The organism is Romboutsia sp. 1001285H_161024_C4 (assembly GCF_015550185.1).
Classification (GTDB): domain Bacteria; phylum Bacillota; class Clostridia; order Peptostreptococcales; family Peptostreptococcaceae; genus Romboutsia_C; species Romboutsia_C hominis.
Genome location: NZ_JADNAJ010000001.1, coordinates 458,163 through 473,330, shown reverse-complemented (window position 1 = coordinate 473,330; position 15,168 = coordinate 458,163). Strand labels below are relative to the sequence as shown.

Here is a 15,168-nt window from a genome sequence, read left to right as displayed (position 1 = left end):
TACTATTAAGTAGCATTATATTAAACATTAATATTAATTACTTTTTTGTATACAACATTACCTATAAACTTACTTTTTACTTTGTACTACATCTTTAATCATAGTTTCCTGCTCTTTTAAATCTTTATTAATCATCGTAATTATTTTAGATTCTTTTTCTGCTTTATCTTCACTACAATATACATTTACTCCATTTGTAGGGCAATCATTTACAATTGAAGTAAAAAATATTTTATTTTCTTCTTTATTATATAAAATAGTAAGCCTAGATTTATCTTTTTCTAGAGTATAACAAGTAGTTACTCCATCCTTTGTGTCATGTTCTATATCCTCTGATTTTTCTCCTAGTATATTCTCTATGGCTTCAACACTTATGCTCTTCCCCTCTTCTACATATGGTGCTAATTCATAATACATATGATATATTTCATCAATTTCTTTTCCCTTTTTAATTAGATTAAAAAACTTTCTTTGTTCAGTTAAATTATCTGGATATAATACTGTCCCTAATATATATGTGTCTTCTTTTTGCTTAAAGTAATTTACTCCTATATATATTTCATTGTCTTCTTTTTTTAATTGATATGATATGAAATTTATATACTCTTCTTGATTATTCTCATTTTTTAAATATGATACCTCTAGCACTTCATTTTTATTTTCAAAGTTATATATATTCATTTTATTTCTATTTCCATTACCTTCATCTTCAGTTTTTCCATAAGTAAATGATTCATCTTTTTCTAAAATATTTTCAATATTTTTCACCAATTCATCTGAAGTAATTTTTTCTCCTTTTATATCATCCTCTATCATTTCAAAATACACTTGTTTTAAGCTTTTTATTTTCTTACCATCATTACCCTTCATATATACCATAACAATTCCTACTATTCCCAATAAAAAACATATCCTTAAGACAATATTTCTTTTTTTGTTCATGAATCTCCCCCTAGATTTAATAATTTTACTAGCTTTTATCTTTAATTATATTGTACTATCAATAGATTAATTTTCTATAATTTTATTTAAATCAAAACACCAATAATATTAAATTATGGTACATAATTATTTTACCTATTTTTAAAATTTAACTAGTTTATATGCACAAAAAAAGTATCTTAAAAATTAAGATACTTTTTTGAATACATAATTTGAATACATAATTAAGGGTTTAAGGATTTATTATAGTTTGGCTACTTCCTCACCAAAGTATATATATCCATTAAAGGAAATTGATTATCTTTATCAAACTTTCTAATTAAATGATAATATTTTTCAATTAATTTGTCAATATTTTTTTAAAATTTTTATCATTAAATTCTCTAATAAATCTACTAAATAAAATTTTGTTAATAATCTTATAACTATTATTAAAGAAGGCTAATTTTTGTCCTCTTTATATACAATATTCTATGCAAAAAAATACCCATTTAATTTCTTTAGCTAACTTAAATCAAAGTACTTTACTTCAAGTTTAATGAAACCATTTTGTAATAGGAAAACGATTAAATATTATGTATAATATAACTAAAGTTTGCAATTGTTATAAATTGTAAATAATATATGTGGGTAAATAATTTAAGGGGTGGAGATGTATAATTTAAAGCAAATATATAAAAATGAAATAAAAATTAAACCAATATCTTTATTAAAATCACTTTTTGCTATAGCTATATATATTTTAGTTCAAAATATAATAAGTTTGTTATCAGTTTTTATTAGTGTTTTAATAAATCCAAATATGTCTTTTGGAAATAATATTATACTTGTAATGATAGTAACAGTATCTATAAGTATAGCTATGGTAATATTGGCAGGGCATATATTTACCGAAAAAGGTAGTACTAAAATAAATAACAATAATTTTAAACCTAACAAGAAAGATTATTTACATATTTGTTTGATAATAATAGGGTATATTTTAATTAGAGAGGCTGTATTGTTTGAAGTATTAACACAGTTTGAAGGACCTATACCTGATGAAACTATTGATTTTATTATTGAAAATTCTAGTGGTATAGAATTTTTTATACTAAGTTTAATGTTATTTTTACAAACACTTATAGAAGCACCTATATTTGAAGAACTGTTTTTTAGGGGAATATTATTAAATGGATTTCTAAGTAAATATAAAATAAATCATAAAAAAGCTATAATATATTCTGCGATAATATTTGCTATTGCACATTTAAATATACCTCAAGGGGTAAATGCCTTTATATTAGGAGTAATACTAGGATATATTTATTATTATACAAAATCTATGAAACTATCTATTTTCGCTCATTTTATAAATAATTTAATTATATTTATACCAGTACCAAGTAATATAATATTTAAAATTGCATACATTTGTTTAGGATTATATTGTATTGTAAAAGGGCTGAGCTACATAAGGCAATTACAAGAAAAAAATAACAAGCTAGCTATAGATAATTAGTTATAAATTTACGTTTGGAGGTATTTTATCATGTTGTTATGGATTATGGTGTTTCTTGGTACTTTACTCTTTGTTGTGGGACTTTATTTTATTGTAAAAAATTATAAAGGTGGAAAATACATAAAAAAATATGGAGTAATTTCTTATATAGGGTTAGGCATAGCAGTTCTTGGAACAATATTATTAATGGAGCCTGTATTTACCAAGTTACCCCCAAATTTATCTGGAGTTGTACCAAGTTTTATATCTTTAGCTATTTTTATGATATCAGCTAAATTATTGCTAAAACCTACATTTTTAAAAAAATAATTACCAATTTATTGAGTAGATTAAATAAAGAATCTTAACATATTTAAACTAAAGTATATAAAAATGGCTAGACTTTTGATAATTCCAATAGTTCTAGCCATTTTTTTGCTTATTTATAATACAAAATTCTAATGAGGTCTGAATTTAATAAAAAAGACATTTATTATACTAATAAGTTATACATTATTTTTATTATCTTTTATTGCCCGTGTTAATTTACGTAAATTATCATTTATAGAAATTAATAATATTAGAATCAAAATACCTATAATTCCTGTGCCACCTGAATTATTTATACTATTATTTACATTATCTACACTATTTTGCAAATTAGATATTTCACTAGATATATCTTTAAGTTGCTCTATTATTTGATTTTGTTCTTCCACTGTCTATCTCCCCATACCCTTTTGTTAAAAATTTTAAAAATTACTTATATAGTTTTTGATATATAGTAATTGTTGCTTTTTTATATTATATACTCTTTAGAATTTTTTTCCAATAATTAAATAAATTAAATCTAGCCCTTATAAATTTAAACTAATTCAATAAATCTATTTTTGAATTAATGAAAATATTTCCACATCCAAAAAGACGCCTTCTTTAAATATACTTTGTCTAAGCATTCCCTCTTTTTTAAATCCAAGCTTTGTTAATAAGTTAGAAGATGAATTATTCCCTATAACAATTTCAGCTTCTATCCTGTGTAAATTTAAATCATAAAATGCATATCTAATTATTTCACTAACAGCTTCCATTCCATAGCCATTGTGCCAATAAGCACTATCTATATCATATCCTAAATTACATTTTTTGTTTTTAAAATCTATGCTATTATACCCTACTAACCCAATTAATTTATTATTTTCCTTAAAAACAATCCCCCATCTCATACCATTACCTTCTGAACTAGCTTTTAAAATTTTATCAATTAATACTTTAGCTTCATTTTCACATTTAAGTGATGTTTTTCCTAGATATTTAGTCACTTCGTCCTTTGATAGATAGTTAAATATATCTAATGAATCATTCTTTGATATGCTTCTTAACAATAATCGATTGGTTTCTAAATTCTTAAAATTCATATTCTAATCCCCTTATTAAAATATTAAGTCTACAATATTTCTTTTTTTATTCATAAATCCCATCCTAGATTTAATAATTTTACCAGTTTTACTCTTTAATCAAATGGCATGGTATATTTTTCTATATTTAGCATTGCAAAGTAAAGTCTTTGAAAAATAAAGTTAATATAGTTATTTCAAAGGATATACTCTTTTGTATATACAGCTATTCCAAAAATCTAAATTTCGGGATTAGTGATTAATTTTATGTATTAAGAATTATAATTAAATAAATATAGATTATCTGATTTATACTTAAACATTCTATTTTAGAGGTTTAGAATATATGTCTTTTAAATAGTTAAGCCTATCAAGCATTTTATTTAGATTTACTTCAACATTTTTTTGATTTTTCTTTCCTTCATAACCTAATTCTTTATTTACATCAAATTCATCATCTACTGCATCAGCATTAACTTTAATTGTTGCAGACATAACTTTCCATTTCCCATTTATTTTTGAAAGATATACTACATAATCATTTCCTGCCCCGGCTTCATTTGTTTTCCCAGTATTTTCATCTTTAAAAGAGTAATATTCCTCTATATAAACATTAACTTTTACACAGTTTCCAGAGCTCACAAAGTTTCCATAATCAAATTTAAAATTTTGAGAAAGTACTTTTTTATAATTTGTTTTATTATTAGTAGCTTTTACAGTATTTCTTGCTAATAGATATTTCTTTAATTGTTCATTTCCAACTGTTGAGAAATCATTCTTTCCTCCATTATAATTGTAATCATCTTTGATAAAAGTTTCCAATACTTCTGTTATAGAACTTCTTTCAAAAATAGCATGTTTATATACATATACACTAGAAATAAGAAAAATTGATAACCCTAGCAAAAGAATAAACCGTTTGTTTTTCGCCTTTATCATGTGATAACCTCCATATATATATAACTAGTCTTAAAGTAAAATTTTAAGACTACTTACTTTAGTTTCGGGGAATAATTATTTTATTTACTAAGTTTTTTAAACACCCGAGTTATATACAATAACATATAGCATAGGAATTGTTATATATGTGATTGCTATTAAGCAATAATGAATTACCATATTTATATTTTTATTTATTATCCAATATATTACTAATAAAAAGCAATATATTAAAAATACACCTGCTACCATTATAGGAATATTATATGGGTAATCATAAACTGTTGCCATTATAGGAACCACATATAGATTGTGGTCTATAATCCAATTAGGTACTGATACAGAGGATAGGGCTAAAATTCCTGCTATAATCCAATCTATCATCTTCCAGTCTTTATACTTACTCATTTCTGAATTCACTCCATTCAAGTTAGCTTATTTACTAATTTTACCATAAATAAATTCAATTCACAAAAAATGACTAGCAATTTCTAATCATGAAATTCTAGTCATTTTTGTGTTTTTTATGTATATTAACATATCTAAGAGAATAACTATTAAGTTTAATCAATATCTAATACAATAGCATCTTCTGTAAATAGTTTTGCTTTGTCATTAATATACACACAAGGTGTTATAATAATTTTTTTCTCATTACCTTTTAAATTAAATTCGTCACCAATATACCATTTTCCATTATTTAGTTGTCCGCCTGCGCCAGACCCTAGTTCTAATTCTTTTCCATTTTGATTTTTTACTATAAAACGAGGTTCACGTCTCTTATTAACACTAATATCAGTATATAAATCATAATTATATTTAACTTTAACTGATAGAGGAGATATTCTAATTTCTTCTATATCTAAATCGCCTTTATATACATCTTCGTCGATTTTAATTTTTTTATTTACTTTATGAACGTGAGTATCTTTAATTATATTCGATGCATTGATTTTGGTGTTGAATTCCCATTTTCCCGAACCAAGATTATACTCTTCTTTATCATTATAATAAAGATTGCTGATAGTCATCTTTAAATTATACTCCTTGCCAGATTCTATATTATCTAAAATTTCATATGAATTTTTATCTGTATTATTTATATCAGTATTTAGATCCCAGAAATTAATTTTTAATAACATATTTACTTTATTCTCCCCTTCGACCTTTTCATATTCTACTACACCACCACTTGGAGCTAATAATGGAATATTATCAATAGTAACAGTAGGAAGAGATGGATGTATCTTAGATGCATCTATATTTTTATCTTTTGGTTTAAAATTTGTATAGTCCATACTCATACTAACTAATATCTGTCCATCATCTATCATTAATTCACCTAAGCTAAATTTTAGTCCATTATCTTCAACAGTTTGCAACCCCTCAAATTTATATTTATCAAATATACTATCCTCTCTGCCTAGAAAAGATTCAATATGTTTTGTTATATTTTCTATATAAGCCCATGTTGTTTCACTATTTATAGCTATAGTTCCTACGATAAGAGCTACGGATAGTCCTGCTGCTATACTTTTTCTTTTACGTGATTTAATTCTCTTTTTTTCACTAAAAGCCTTATCTATAGCCTCATCTATAGCACAATCAAAATTACTCGGTATCTTTATATGATCTAATTTATTCACTTAGTTACCCTCCATTAATATCTTATATAGTTTTTCTTTACCTCGTCTTAGGTAAGTTTTAACTGTATTTTCATTAGTTTCAGTTATATCCGCGATTTCTTTTATAGTCATATCATAAAAATATTGAAGTATTATAGGGGTTTTAAATTTATCTTCTAATATGTCTATAGCATTATACAAATCAATTTTATCTTCTAATTTTTCATATGATATATCTTCAATTGATTCGAGTTTTTCAATATTATTAATAGTTCTGCCCTCATTTCGACTTCTATCGTTAACATTATTTATTAGTATTCTAGTAATCCATGTTTTAAAATAATCAGGATTTTTTAGTTTATGTATATTTATAACTGCTTTATATACTGTTTCTTGGCATACCTCTACAGCATCTTGTTCATTTTTTATGTATAAAAAAGCTGTTTTATATAAGTATTCTTTATGATCGTTTATAATTTTTTCAATTGCATCCCTATTTCCCCTCATAGCTTTTTCTACTATGAGCCTATATCTGTTATTATTTAGATCTTTAATAGTTTTCATTAGTAATAATTCTCCCTTATGTGTCCTTTATATTCCCTTTATTAGACGTAATAAGTGTATCAAAAGTTTCAGTTTTTTTAAAAGTCTTAAAACTTTTTTCTGTCACAAATTATAATTTAAAGACGTTATGTATAGTAAGAAATATTATTTCAAACAAATCAAGGAGTCAAGATCTATAAGAAAGAATATTTTAATTGTTAATTTACTTAAAATTATGTGTTTAATGAGTTTGTCAAGAATATAAAGAATTTTGAATGGAATCAAGTCTTGCAAGAGTTAATTTTCCGGATTATATGAACTTATTTTATCTGGTCAGTATGAATGTATAAAAATACGTAATTTTAATATAATACGAACAAGTATTAATTATCACAGGTAACTTTTTTTAAATGAACTCATTTTTTTATAGTGGTAATTAATGAGAAAAGAGTAAAATGACTAAAGGTTACTGTGTTTTCAATACCTATAGTCATTTTTATTTACTATTAATCACAAAATTATCTAACAGAGACAAATAATGAAATAAAGTAAGAGACAAGATAAATACAATTGATACAAATATAAATAAGGTTAAATTTTTAAGATGATTTATTTATATGTATTTGGAAAAATTAAAAAAATAGGCTATGTTTTAAGTCAATGTTGATATTAGGAACAATTTCAATAATAAAAAAATAGGGGTATACCAATTGGGTAACTCCTACTTTTCGTTCGCATTATATTAATATTATTCTTTAATATCTTCTACTGATATAAAACCAAATCCTTTTTCATTGTTAAACAATTTTACTATTCCGTTATTCATTAAAAATACACCTGTGAACCTATTTCTACGTTTCTCTAAATTTATTAAAATTCAAAAATAAATAATTCTTCAATGGGAGTATTTAACTCCCTTGAAATTCTAACAGCTAATTCAAGTGAAGGATTGTATTTTGCATTTTCTAAACGAGCTATAGTTTCTCTTCTAACACTAACTTTATTAGCTAATTCTTCTTGAGTTAACTCATTAAATTGACGATATTTCTTTAAATTACTAATAAACTTTGCCATATTTTTTACTTCCCTAAATCAAATTTGTAAGTTAAAAATGCCCATAAATTCATTGATATTGCAAAAGTAAGTGCTACTATTAATATTTGTAGTCTATAAAGTGTTAGTACATCTACTGTATATAACTGAATTAATACACTTGATACAATTGCTATAGCAAAACATGCAGGAAATACTATAGAAGCTGCTCTATGTTTATTGTAAATTAATCTCTCATCTTCACAATCACCTAGCTTGTACCACCAATAATTAGCTAATTGACCAAAGAAGGCAAAATATATAAGTCCTAGTGGGTCACCGTTTAATTCTTTAAAACCTAAAAATCCAAAAAGTGCAAAAAAAATTGAATACTTGTTTAACTCTTTCATAAATAAATCCCCCTTCATATATGTGATATATTTATATCTCTATATTACATATATATCACATTGATTTTTATATTATGACTAAAGTAAAAAATATATATTTTAATATTTGGCTATATTAGCCAACTTTGTGATAAATTATAGATAAAAAAAGATGTACCTTAGTTATTTCAATATATTAAAATACTAAGGTGCATCTTTTACTAAATTTAAGATTTTATTTTACAATATATAGAACAAACAATAGCATTTAGTGTAATTGTAATTACAAGAAGTAATGCTGATGCAAGTGCTACTGTACTTAAAGTATCCATCATTGCTGTCCAGTCCTCTATATTAACTAAATGACTTATGTAGAAAATTTGCATACATAATGAAATAGCACATGCACTAGCACTAGCTATAGAGAAAATACTCCAATTCTTATTAATAGACTTATTCTCCCTCATAAGATTAATTATTGGAAGTATAACAGCAATCACTCCAAATAGTAAGCTTCCCCTATTTAACAGACCATAACCCATAATGATATTTACCCCCTAGCTTTCTAACTTATGTATTTGTTTAACGAAAAATAATTGACGTTAAATTACAGTTACTAACTTTGGTTATATTATACATTTTATTGAATTATTTACCAAGTACAAAATAGTTCAAAGTTTTTTAGACAAAGGATACTTAAACTTTATATCTATTATTTATCAATTTAGTGTTCATTAAATAAGCTAGTTATTTATATTAATAAACAAATTAAATCTACATTACTTACTTTTTCTTTTTATTCTTCTTTATCTTATTCTTTTTCTTCTTCTTTTTCTTGTTCTATATTTTAATACGAGTCGTTTTAATTTTTTTCACTACTTGTTAACGATTGGTTATACGTATAGTGGTACGACTCGTTACAATTTTAAAACAAGTAAAACTTAGTATATAAATATAAAAAGGAAGGGATTACATGTTATTTTGAATCCCTTCCTTTATTAAATCTTAAACCTATTTTATTAGTCTCCAATAATTTTAATAAATACTTTATTATAAATTTACCTTATTAGTTAAAACATCATATCCTGTGTATGCTAACGCTAGTGCTCCAGTTAGTAGTCTTTCATGACCAAGTGGGGTTATTGTAGCATCTGCTAATTCTTTTTTCTTAATTTCAGTAATCCCAAGAGCTCTTAAATTTTCATTAAATAATAATTCTTTAATATAAATCCCCCTTTATTTAATTAGCTTTGTCTAATTAATTTAGCTGTTGTTATATCTTCTTTTAGTATTCTTTTTATATGAGTAACACTCATATTGTACTCTCTAGCTAAATTATTTACATTAAACCCATTGTATTTTTTTATAATCTCTCTATTTCTAGCATTTTTTATAGCGCTAGTATATGTTGGTATATAAATATTACTCCCTCCATACATTCTAGCTATTTCTAAAAACTTCTCCTTACCTACTATTTCAAGTAGCACCTCTAATCTTTCACTAACATCTTCATTTTTTATCTTCATATTCTCCTCCTAAACAAAATTTGTACACTTATGTTTTAACTACATGTGTTTAATCTTAAGTACTATCTAATTATAAGTAAGGGAAGTTACTTATAGTTTAAATTTAAAGGGGGAATGAAAATGGCAGTAACTATAACTAAAAATCCATCATATTTAAAGCTTAGATTTGATTGTGGAAAAGATGATGAAACTGGTAAAACAGTAGTAAGAACAAAGTCTTACTCAAATGTAAATCCAGATGCAACTGATCAAGATGTATATGACGTAGGGACTATATTATCATCACTTCAAAATCAAACATTACTTGAAGTGGCTAAAGTTGATAATAATACTTTATCAGCTTAGTATTAATTATAATTTTAAGGAGGTATGCTATGGAAATCAAGAAAAAATTAACTATGTCTTTTAAAACTTTATCTGGTAAAAAAATATCTATATCAGTTGATGACCCTAGAGAAAATTTAACTGAATCTGAAATAAAAACAGCTATGAATACTATATTATCTAAAAATATATTTAAGGTAAATGGTGAGGATTTAGATTCTTTAGTTGAGGCTAAAGTTGTTGAGACTGGCACTACTGAATACGATTTAGTATTATAATATAGGTGATATTATGGAATTTGATATACAAACTTTAATATCTGATATTGGTTTTCCTATCACTTTGTCTATGTATTTACTTATTAGAATTGAGGGAAAGTTATTAGATCTTACTGATAGTATTAATAATTTATCTAAAAATATATTAAGTATAAAAAAGGGATGAATTTCATCCCTTTTTATTATTTAAACAAATATTATTTTAATCCTTTTTTCTCTAAACATTTTTCAGGATTAATATATATTAATTCCCATTTACCATCTTTATTTTTCTTGTAATCAGCTATTTTTATATCAACACCATTAGTTAACTGATAAAATAAAACATAGTATTCATTGCCCTCTTTATCCTTAAAATAAACTCTCTTTTCATACCCTTCTTCCTTAACTTCTATATCACCACTAACTAAAGAACACCAATCTCCATACTCAATGGCAACAAGACTCTTTGCATCATATGACCACCCATGATATGGTGCACACAAATAGTTTTCAGCTGTATATTTTATATCTTTAATTTTATAATATCCATTTTCTTTATCTAAATAAATATATCCATAATAATATGCAAATAATCCCTTTTGCTCCTTAGAACCTTCTATTACTTCTAGTTCAACAAAGTACTTAATTTCATTAGGATTATTTTCACTTGGTGGAACTTCATTTAGCTTTATTAAATTAATATGTAGCTTGTTTTCAAATGATTTTAAATAATCTTTATATGAATATTTTTCTTTATAAGAGTCTGATAAAAAGTTATATGAAACAGGATAAGGACCCTTTGCTTCACCTAATGTGCCACATCCAGTGTTTGTACCTTTAGTAGGATTTGCTGCCTCTCTTAAAACGCTAAAATAGTTTATTATAGTATCCCTTGGAGTTTCTAAAAGCTTTTTAGGTAATTTTACATCAGAAGGTTTGCCATTATAGATATCGTAAAGTGAAGTTTCTATTCTATCGTTTAATATAGGCATATTAGATGGTCTAAAAAATCTTTCTAGGCTATGATGTTCTTCACTATTATCAACATCATGTTCATCTTCTACTTTTCTTTCTTTTATATATTTTCCACCTAGTGTTAATTTATCATGTTTTCCTTCACATATTCCTATTATAGGTGTGCTTATTAGTGCTATTGTAATTAAAAATATGACTTTGATTTTAAACATAGCTGTCCTCTTTTCATTTCTTAGTAAGTTCATTACTATGTTTAACAAATAGAATTAAATTTATTATTAAATTTATAAAAATAAATAAATCACAAATAAAAATATAATTATTTATATATCGGATTATTTTATATTTACCTATTTACACGTATTTAAATACGTATTATTATATATATAGTAATAGATTAAATTAATTATCTTAAACCTATTTTTCTTTATATTAACAAACCAATTATTATCAAAGGAGAAAATAAAAAATGAAAAAAGATTTTTATACTTATATAGCCGTAGTATCTTTAGAAAAAGATGATTCACGTCCTAATGAATATTATGCAGCATATGTCCCAAATTTCGGTGAAGTATATACAGATGGTGAAAACTTAGAAGAACTCTTAAAAAATATAACTGAATGCTTAGAATTTGGAATATATGGAAGAGAAAAAGACAATGAAGATTTACCAGATCCAATAAATCCTATTGAATATAAAGATAAGTTAAATGATAATGAGTTTTTAATGTCTGTAAATGCAATAATGCCTAGAGTGAGAAAGGCTTTTGATAATATATCTATAAAGAAAACTTTAACTATTCCACAATGGTTAAATATAGAGGCTATGAAACAAAATTTAAATTTTTCTCAAATACTACAAGATGCTTTAAAAAAAGAACTTGGAATAGTAGAAAAATATTAATATTTAAATAATTTTTAAAAATATATTAACTATTTTTATTATACTTTTTATAAAATTTATGATATAATATCAAATGTCAATTTTAATACAGATTCCTTTCTGTGTTAAGTTTGTTTTCTGTGTTAAGCTGGTAGGATTTTTTCCTACCAGCTTTTTATTTTTCCTGTTATATTAATTCTTCAACTCTTTCAAATTTAAGTATGTCACTTTTTAAATTATCCCAATCTTTTTTTAATAAATCCATATACATTACATCTGCAAACTTACCATATCGACTATCAAAATAAGCCTCTCTAATTATACCAATTTCTTTAAAGCCTAATTTTCTATATAATTGTTGTGCTCTTTTATTATCACTCATAGTAGTCAGCTCTATTTTATTTATATTTAAGAATTTGAACATAAAATCTATAAAGTGATATAAAGCATCTACTCCATTACCTTTACCTTGCTCTTCAATATTGCATATTTTTATGCCTAACTCAGCTTTCTGATTCCTACTATCCCAATTACAGTAATTTATTTCCCCTATCGGAACCAAAGTATCTTTTTTACAAATAATAAATCTTTTAGAATTTGGAAACATTGTTGTATCTTCAATATCTTTTAAAATGCTCTTCTTTATTGATTCCTTACTCTGTAAAGTTCCAAATACATGAGTAGCATGTTCCATAATATCTCCATCATTCCACCATTTATATAAGTATTCTTCATCTCCTAGTTCCAATTGTCTTATTATTAAATTTTTGCTATTAATCACTTTGCTTATCCCCTTTTAATAAAAATTTTATAATAAACACTACTACATAAAATTTTACATATTAATTTAATATCCTTTAATAACTTATAAGAAAATTAGTGTACATAAAAATAGATGTTTTCGTGAACATTCATATTTATAACCTTTTTACACTCTTTATTTATTATCTAATTTACTAAGTATTAGTTGAGTACAATAAATTATGGTAAATATTATAGTTGCAAACATTGATACATATATCCCAAGCTCTCCTAATACAGAATTTAAAACCATATTTACAACAAACAAACATACCAAAACTATACCTATAGTAATTAATAATGAATATAGTATTTTTTTATCCAAACTATCACCCCTTATCTCCTATTTACTATCCATCGCCATAGTAATCAGCAAAGTATAAAATTCCTTTTTTTACTACTTTATAATTACTAAGTATCCCTTGGGTTGCTTTTTCTACTGGTGGATTAGTTAACGTATAACATTTTGCCTTTTGACTTTCTAAAAACTCTTTGTCTATTTTGTTGTGAAATTCATCATCAACTATATCTGTCGTAATGGCTTCTATCAAATATCCCCTGCAATTTTTGAATACTTATATTATAGCTTAATATTAGTATAATACATTTAAAAAACAACATCTCTTTTAAACATATAAAATAAAAAAGGGAATGAAATACATTCCCTTTTTTATCTATTATTTTAATGTTGGCCAGAAATCTTTATTAGCTTCTATCATATCATCTAATATAGCTTTTGCAGTATGAGCAGAACCTATAGTCTTATTAACTATAAATGCCTCTAATACTTTTTGGTAAGAACCAGTTATAGCTCCCTCTACTAATAATTTTTCTGAAGCTAATTGTTCTTCTATTAATCCTTTATAAAAATCTCCTATTGGCTCTCTAGATATAACTTGTGGACCATCCTTTGTTATATATGCTGGCACTTCAACCATAGCATCATATGGTAAGTTTGGTATAGTTCCTTTATTTTCTACTATTACTAAGAACTTTTTACCTGTATCATTTTTAAGTGCAACAGCTAAGTCCATTATAAAGTTACCATGTTCACCATGATAGAATGTCTTTTTATCCATTTCCCCTGTTTCTAAATACTTTTCAACACCTTTAAATAAATTAGACTCTCTTCCATCCATTACCTCATTTGCTCTAGTTCTGTCTTTGTTAGACTGAGATACTACAAGATCTGATAATAAGTAGTATTGAAGATAACTATTTGGGAAATACTCAGGCATTAATTCAACCATTGTTTTCATATTAGCCCAAGTTTTTAACCAAGAAGCATCATTGTGTCTTATTCCAGCTTCTTTTGCTTGTTCTATCTTTTGTATTATATCTTTTGATAATAATGTTCCATTTTCAATTACATAGTCTTTTGCCTCTTTAAGTATATCCCTTCCTTGATACTCTAACTTTGTAAACCATCCAAAGTGGTTAAGTCCAAAGTAATCATACTCCATTTCATGAGCATTTATATCTAGACATTGTCCTATTTGGTCAAGTATAGCTATTGGCATATCACATATATTTATTATTCTTGCATCTGGTCTTAATCTTCTACAAGCTTCTGATACTATTGCAGCTGGATTTGAGTAGTTTAATATCCAGTGATCTTTTTTAGCATATTTATTTGCATAGTCTATAACTTCTATCATTGGGAATATTGTTCTAAGTCCATATGCAAGACCACCAGCTCCACAAGTTTCTTGACCTACACATCCATGCTTTAAAGGTATTTTTTCATCTTGTTCTCTAAGTGCATATTTCCCAACTCTCATTTGAGCAAATATAAAGTCTGCATCTTTAAATGCTTCTTCTGGTTCATTTGATAATGTTAATTTAGTATCTACATTACACTCTTTTATTATATAATCAACTATTACCCCTACTTTATCTTGTCTTTCTTTATCTATATCATATAAAACTACTTCATCAACTTTTAAATCCTTATTTCTAAGTACTATTGATTTTACTATTCCTGGAGTAAATGTACTTCCCCCACCTACTATTGTTATTTTCATATTTAATTCCTCCCTTTATATTAATTTAATA

22 protein-coding genes are annotated in these 15,168 nt (G+C 25.1%); 6 read left to right on the top strand and 16 right to left on the bottom strand.

Features of this window, described 5'->3' with window-relative positions:
• Window positions 1–69 precede the first annotated feature (69 nt).
• Window positions 70–942 (bottom strand): hypothetical protein, encoded by an 873-nt coding sequence (locus I1959_RS02450; RefSeq protein ID WP_195236986.1) that lies wholly within the window; start codon window positions 940–942, stop codon window positions 70–72.
• A 652-nt stretch (window positions 943–1,594) separates the two neighbouring features.
• Here I1959_RS02450 and I1959_RS02445 point away from each other — a divergent pair.
• Both I1959_RS02445 and I1959_RS02440 read left to right on the top strand, forming a co-directional pair.
• The gene (locus I1959_RS02445; protein ID WP_195236985.1) at window positions 1,595–2,443 is read left to right on the top strand and encodes a CPBP family intramembrane glutamic endopeptidase; all 849 of its coding nucleotides are present in this window, start codon (window positions 1,595–1,597) and stop codon (window positions 2,441–2,443) included.
• Window positions 2,444–2,473: 30 nt separating this feature from the next.
• On the top strand, window positions 2,474–2,752 hold the full coding sequence (locus I1959_RS02440) for a hypothetical protein (protein WP_195236984.1): 279 nt from the start codon (window positions 2,474–2,476) through the stop codon (window positions 2,750–2,752).
• Between the two features lie 176 nt (window positions 2,753–2,928).
• On the opposite strand, the gene I1959_RS02435 is transcribed toward I1959_RS02440, so the two are convergent.
• From I1959_RS02435 to I1959_RS02385, 10 genes are all read right to left on the bottom strand, one after another.
• Window positions 2,929–3,141: a hypothetical protein gene (locus tag I1959_RS02435; RefSeq protein WP_092926504.1), complete on the bottom strand. Its 213-nt coding sequence runs from the start codon at window positions 3,139–3,141 to the stop codon at window positions 2,929–2,931.
• 165 nt (window positions 3,142–3,306) lie between these two features.
• The gene (locus tag I1959_RS02430; RefSeq protein WP_195236983.1) at window positions 3,307–3,837 is read right to left on the bottom strand and encodes a GNAT family N-acetyltransferase; all 531 of its coding nucleotides are present in this window, start codon (window positions 3,835–3,837) and stop codon (window positions 3,307–3,309) included.
• Between the two features lie 303 nt (window positions 3,838–4,140).
• Window positions 4,141–4,755: a hypothetical protein gene (locus I1959_RS02425; protein WP_195236982.1), complete on the bottom strand. Its 615-nt coding sequence runs from the start codon at window positions 4,753–4,755 to the stop codon at window positions 4,141–4,143.
• 96 nt (window positions 4,756–4,851) lie between these two features.
• Window positions 4,852–5,163: a hypothetical protein gene (locus tag I1959_RS02420; protein ID WP_195236981.1), complete on the bottom strand. Its 312-nt coding sequence runs from the start codon at window positions 5,161–5,163 to the stop codon at window positions 4,852–4,854.
• A 155-nt stretch (window positions 5,164–5,318) separates the two neighbouring features.
• On the bottom strand, window positions 5,319–6,401 hold the full coding sequence (locus I1959_RS15750) for a DUF4179 domain-containing protein (RefSeq protein WP_166505133.1): 1,083 nt from the start codon (window positions 6,399–6,401) through the stop codon (window positions 5,319–5,321).
• Window positions 6,402–6,944 (bottom strand): sigma-70 family RNA polymerase sigma factor, encoded by a 543-nt coding sequence (locus I1959_RS02410; protein WP_166505132.1) that lies wholly within the window; start codon window positions 6,942–6,944, stop codon window positions 6,402–6,404.
• An 849-nt stretch (window positions 6,945–7,793) separates the two neighbouring features.
• A complete protein-coding gene (locus tag I1959_RS02400) occupies window positions 7,794–7,997 on the bottom strand; it encodes a helix-turn-helix transcriptional regulator (RefSeq protein ID WP_166505131.1) in 204 nt (67 codons plus the stop codon).
• A gap of 5 nt (window positions 7,998–8,002) precedes the next feature.
• Window positions 8,003–8,365: a DUF3796 domain-containing protein gene (locus tag I1959_RS02395; protein ID WP_166505130.1), complete on the bottom strand. Its 363-nt coding sequence runs from the start codon at window positions 8,363–8,365 to the stop codon at window positions 8,003–8,005.
• A gap of 206 nt (window positions 8,366–8,571) precedes the next feature.
• Complete coding sequence (locus tag I1959_RS02390) at window positions 8,572–8,886, bottom strand: hypothetical protein (RefSeq protein ID WP_195236980.1); 315 nt, start codon at window positions 8,884–8,886, stop codon at window positions 8,572–8,574.
• Window positions 8,887–9,588: 702 nt separating this feature from the next.
• Window positions 9,589–9,870 (bottom strand): Mor transcription activator family protein, encoded by a 282-nt coding sequence (locus I1959_RS02385; RefSeq protein ID WP_166505128.1) that lies wholly within the window; start codon window positions 9,868–9,870, stop codon window positions 9,589–9,591.
• Window positions 9,871–9,990: 120 nt separating this feature from the next.
• Here I1959_RS02385 and I1959_RS02380 point away from each other — a divergent pair, with 120 nt between their 5' ends.
• Genes I1959_RS02380 through I1959_RS15825 form a run of 3 tightly spaced genes read left to right on the top strand, consistent with a single transcriptional unit; the run spans window position 9,991 to window position 10,638 of the window.
• Entirely contained in the window at window positions 9,991–10,215 is a 225-nt protein-coding gene (locus I1959_RS02380) for a DUF1659 domain-containing protein (protein ID WP_166505127.1), read from the top strand.
• Between the two features lie 29 nt (window positions 10,216–10,244).
• Window positions 10,245–10,472 carry a DUF2922 domain-containing protein gene (locus I1959_RS02375; protein WP_195236979.1) on the top strand — a complete coding sequence of 76 codons (228 nt, stop codon included), beginning with the start codon at window positions 10,245–10,247 and terminating at the stop codon, window positions 10,470–10,472.
• Window positions 10,473–10,485: 13 nt separating this feature from the next.
• The gene (locus tag I1959_RS15825; RefSeq protein WP_195236978.1) at window positions 10,486–10,638 is read left to right on the top strand and encodes a YvrJ family protein; all 153 of its coding nucleotides are present in this window, start codon (window positions 10,486–10,488) and stop codon (window positions 10,636–10,638) included.
• A 31-nt stretch (window positions 10,639–10,669) separates the two neighbouring features.
• Here the strand turns inward: I1959_RS15825 and I1959_RS02365 are convergent, their stop codons facing one another.
• Window positions 10,670–11,641, bottom strand: a complete 972-nt coding sequence (locus I1959_RS02365; protein WP_195236977.1) for a hypothetical protein — start codon at window positions 11,639–11,641, stop codon at window positions 10,670–10,672.
• Between the two features lie 257 nt (window positions 11,642–11,898).
• Between I1959_RS02365 and I1959_RS02360 the strand changes: the two genes are divergently transcribed.
• Window positions 11,899–12,333 carry a type II toxin-antitoxin system HicB family antitoxin gene (locus I1959_RS02360; RefSeq protein WP_092926524.1) on the top strand — a complete coding sequence of 145 codons (435 nt, stop codon included), beginning with the start codon at window positions 11,899–11,901 and terminating at the stop codon, window positions 12,331–12,333.
• A 166-nt stretch (window positions 12,334–12,499) separates the two neighbouring features.
• Here I1959_RS02360 and I1959_RS02355 read toward each other — a convergent pair whose 3' ends face one another.
• The 4 genes from I1959_RS02355 to I1959_RS02340 form a co-directional block, all read right to left on the bottom strand.
• Window positions 12,500–13,093: a GNAT family N-acetyltransferase gene (locus I1959_RS02355; protein ID WP_195236976.1), complete on the bottom strand. Its 594-nt coding sequence runs from the start codon at window positions 13,091–13,093 to the stop codon at window positions 12,500–12,502.
• Window positions 13,094–13,249: 156 nt separating this feature from the next.
• Window positions 13,250–13,438 carry a hypothetical protein gene (locus I1959_RS02350; RefSeq protein WP_195236975.1) on the bottom strand — a complete coding sequence of 63 codons (189 nt, stop codon included), beginning with the start codon at window positions 13,436–13,438 and terminating at the stop codon, window positions 13,250–13,252.
• Between the two features lie 25 nt (window positions 13,439–13,463).
• Window positions 13,464–13,664, bottom strand: a complete 201-nt coding sequence (locus I1959_RS02345; protein WP_195236974.1) for a hypothetical protein — start codon at window positions 13,662–13,664, stop codon at window positions 13,464–13,466.
• Window positions 13,665–13,790: 126 nt separating this feature from the next.
• Entirely contained in the window at window positions 13,791–15,137 is a 1,347-nt protein-coding gene (locus I1959_RS02340; protein ID WP_195236973.1) for a 6-phospho-alpha-glucosidase, read from the bottom strand.
• Window positions 15,138–15,168: the final 31 nt, after the last annotated feature.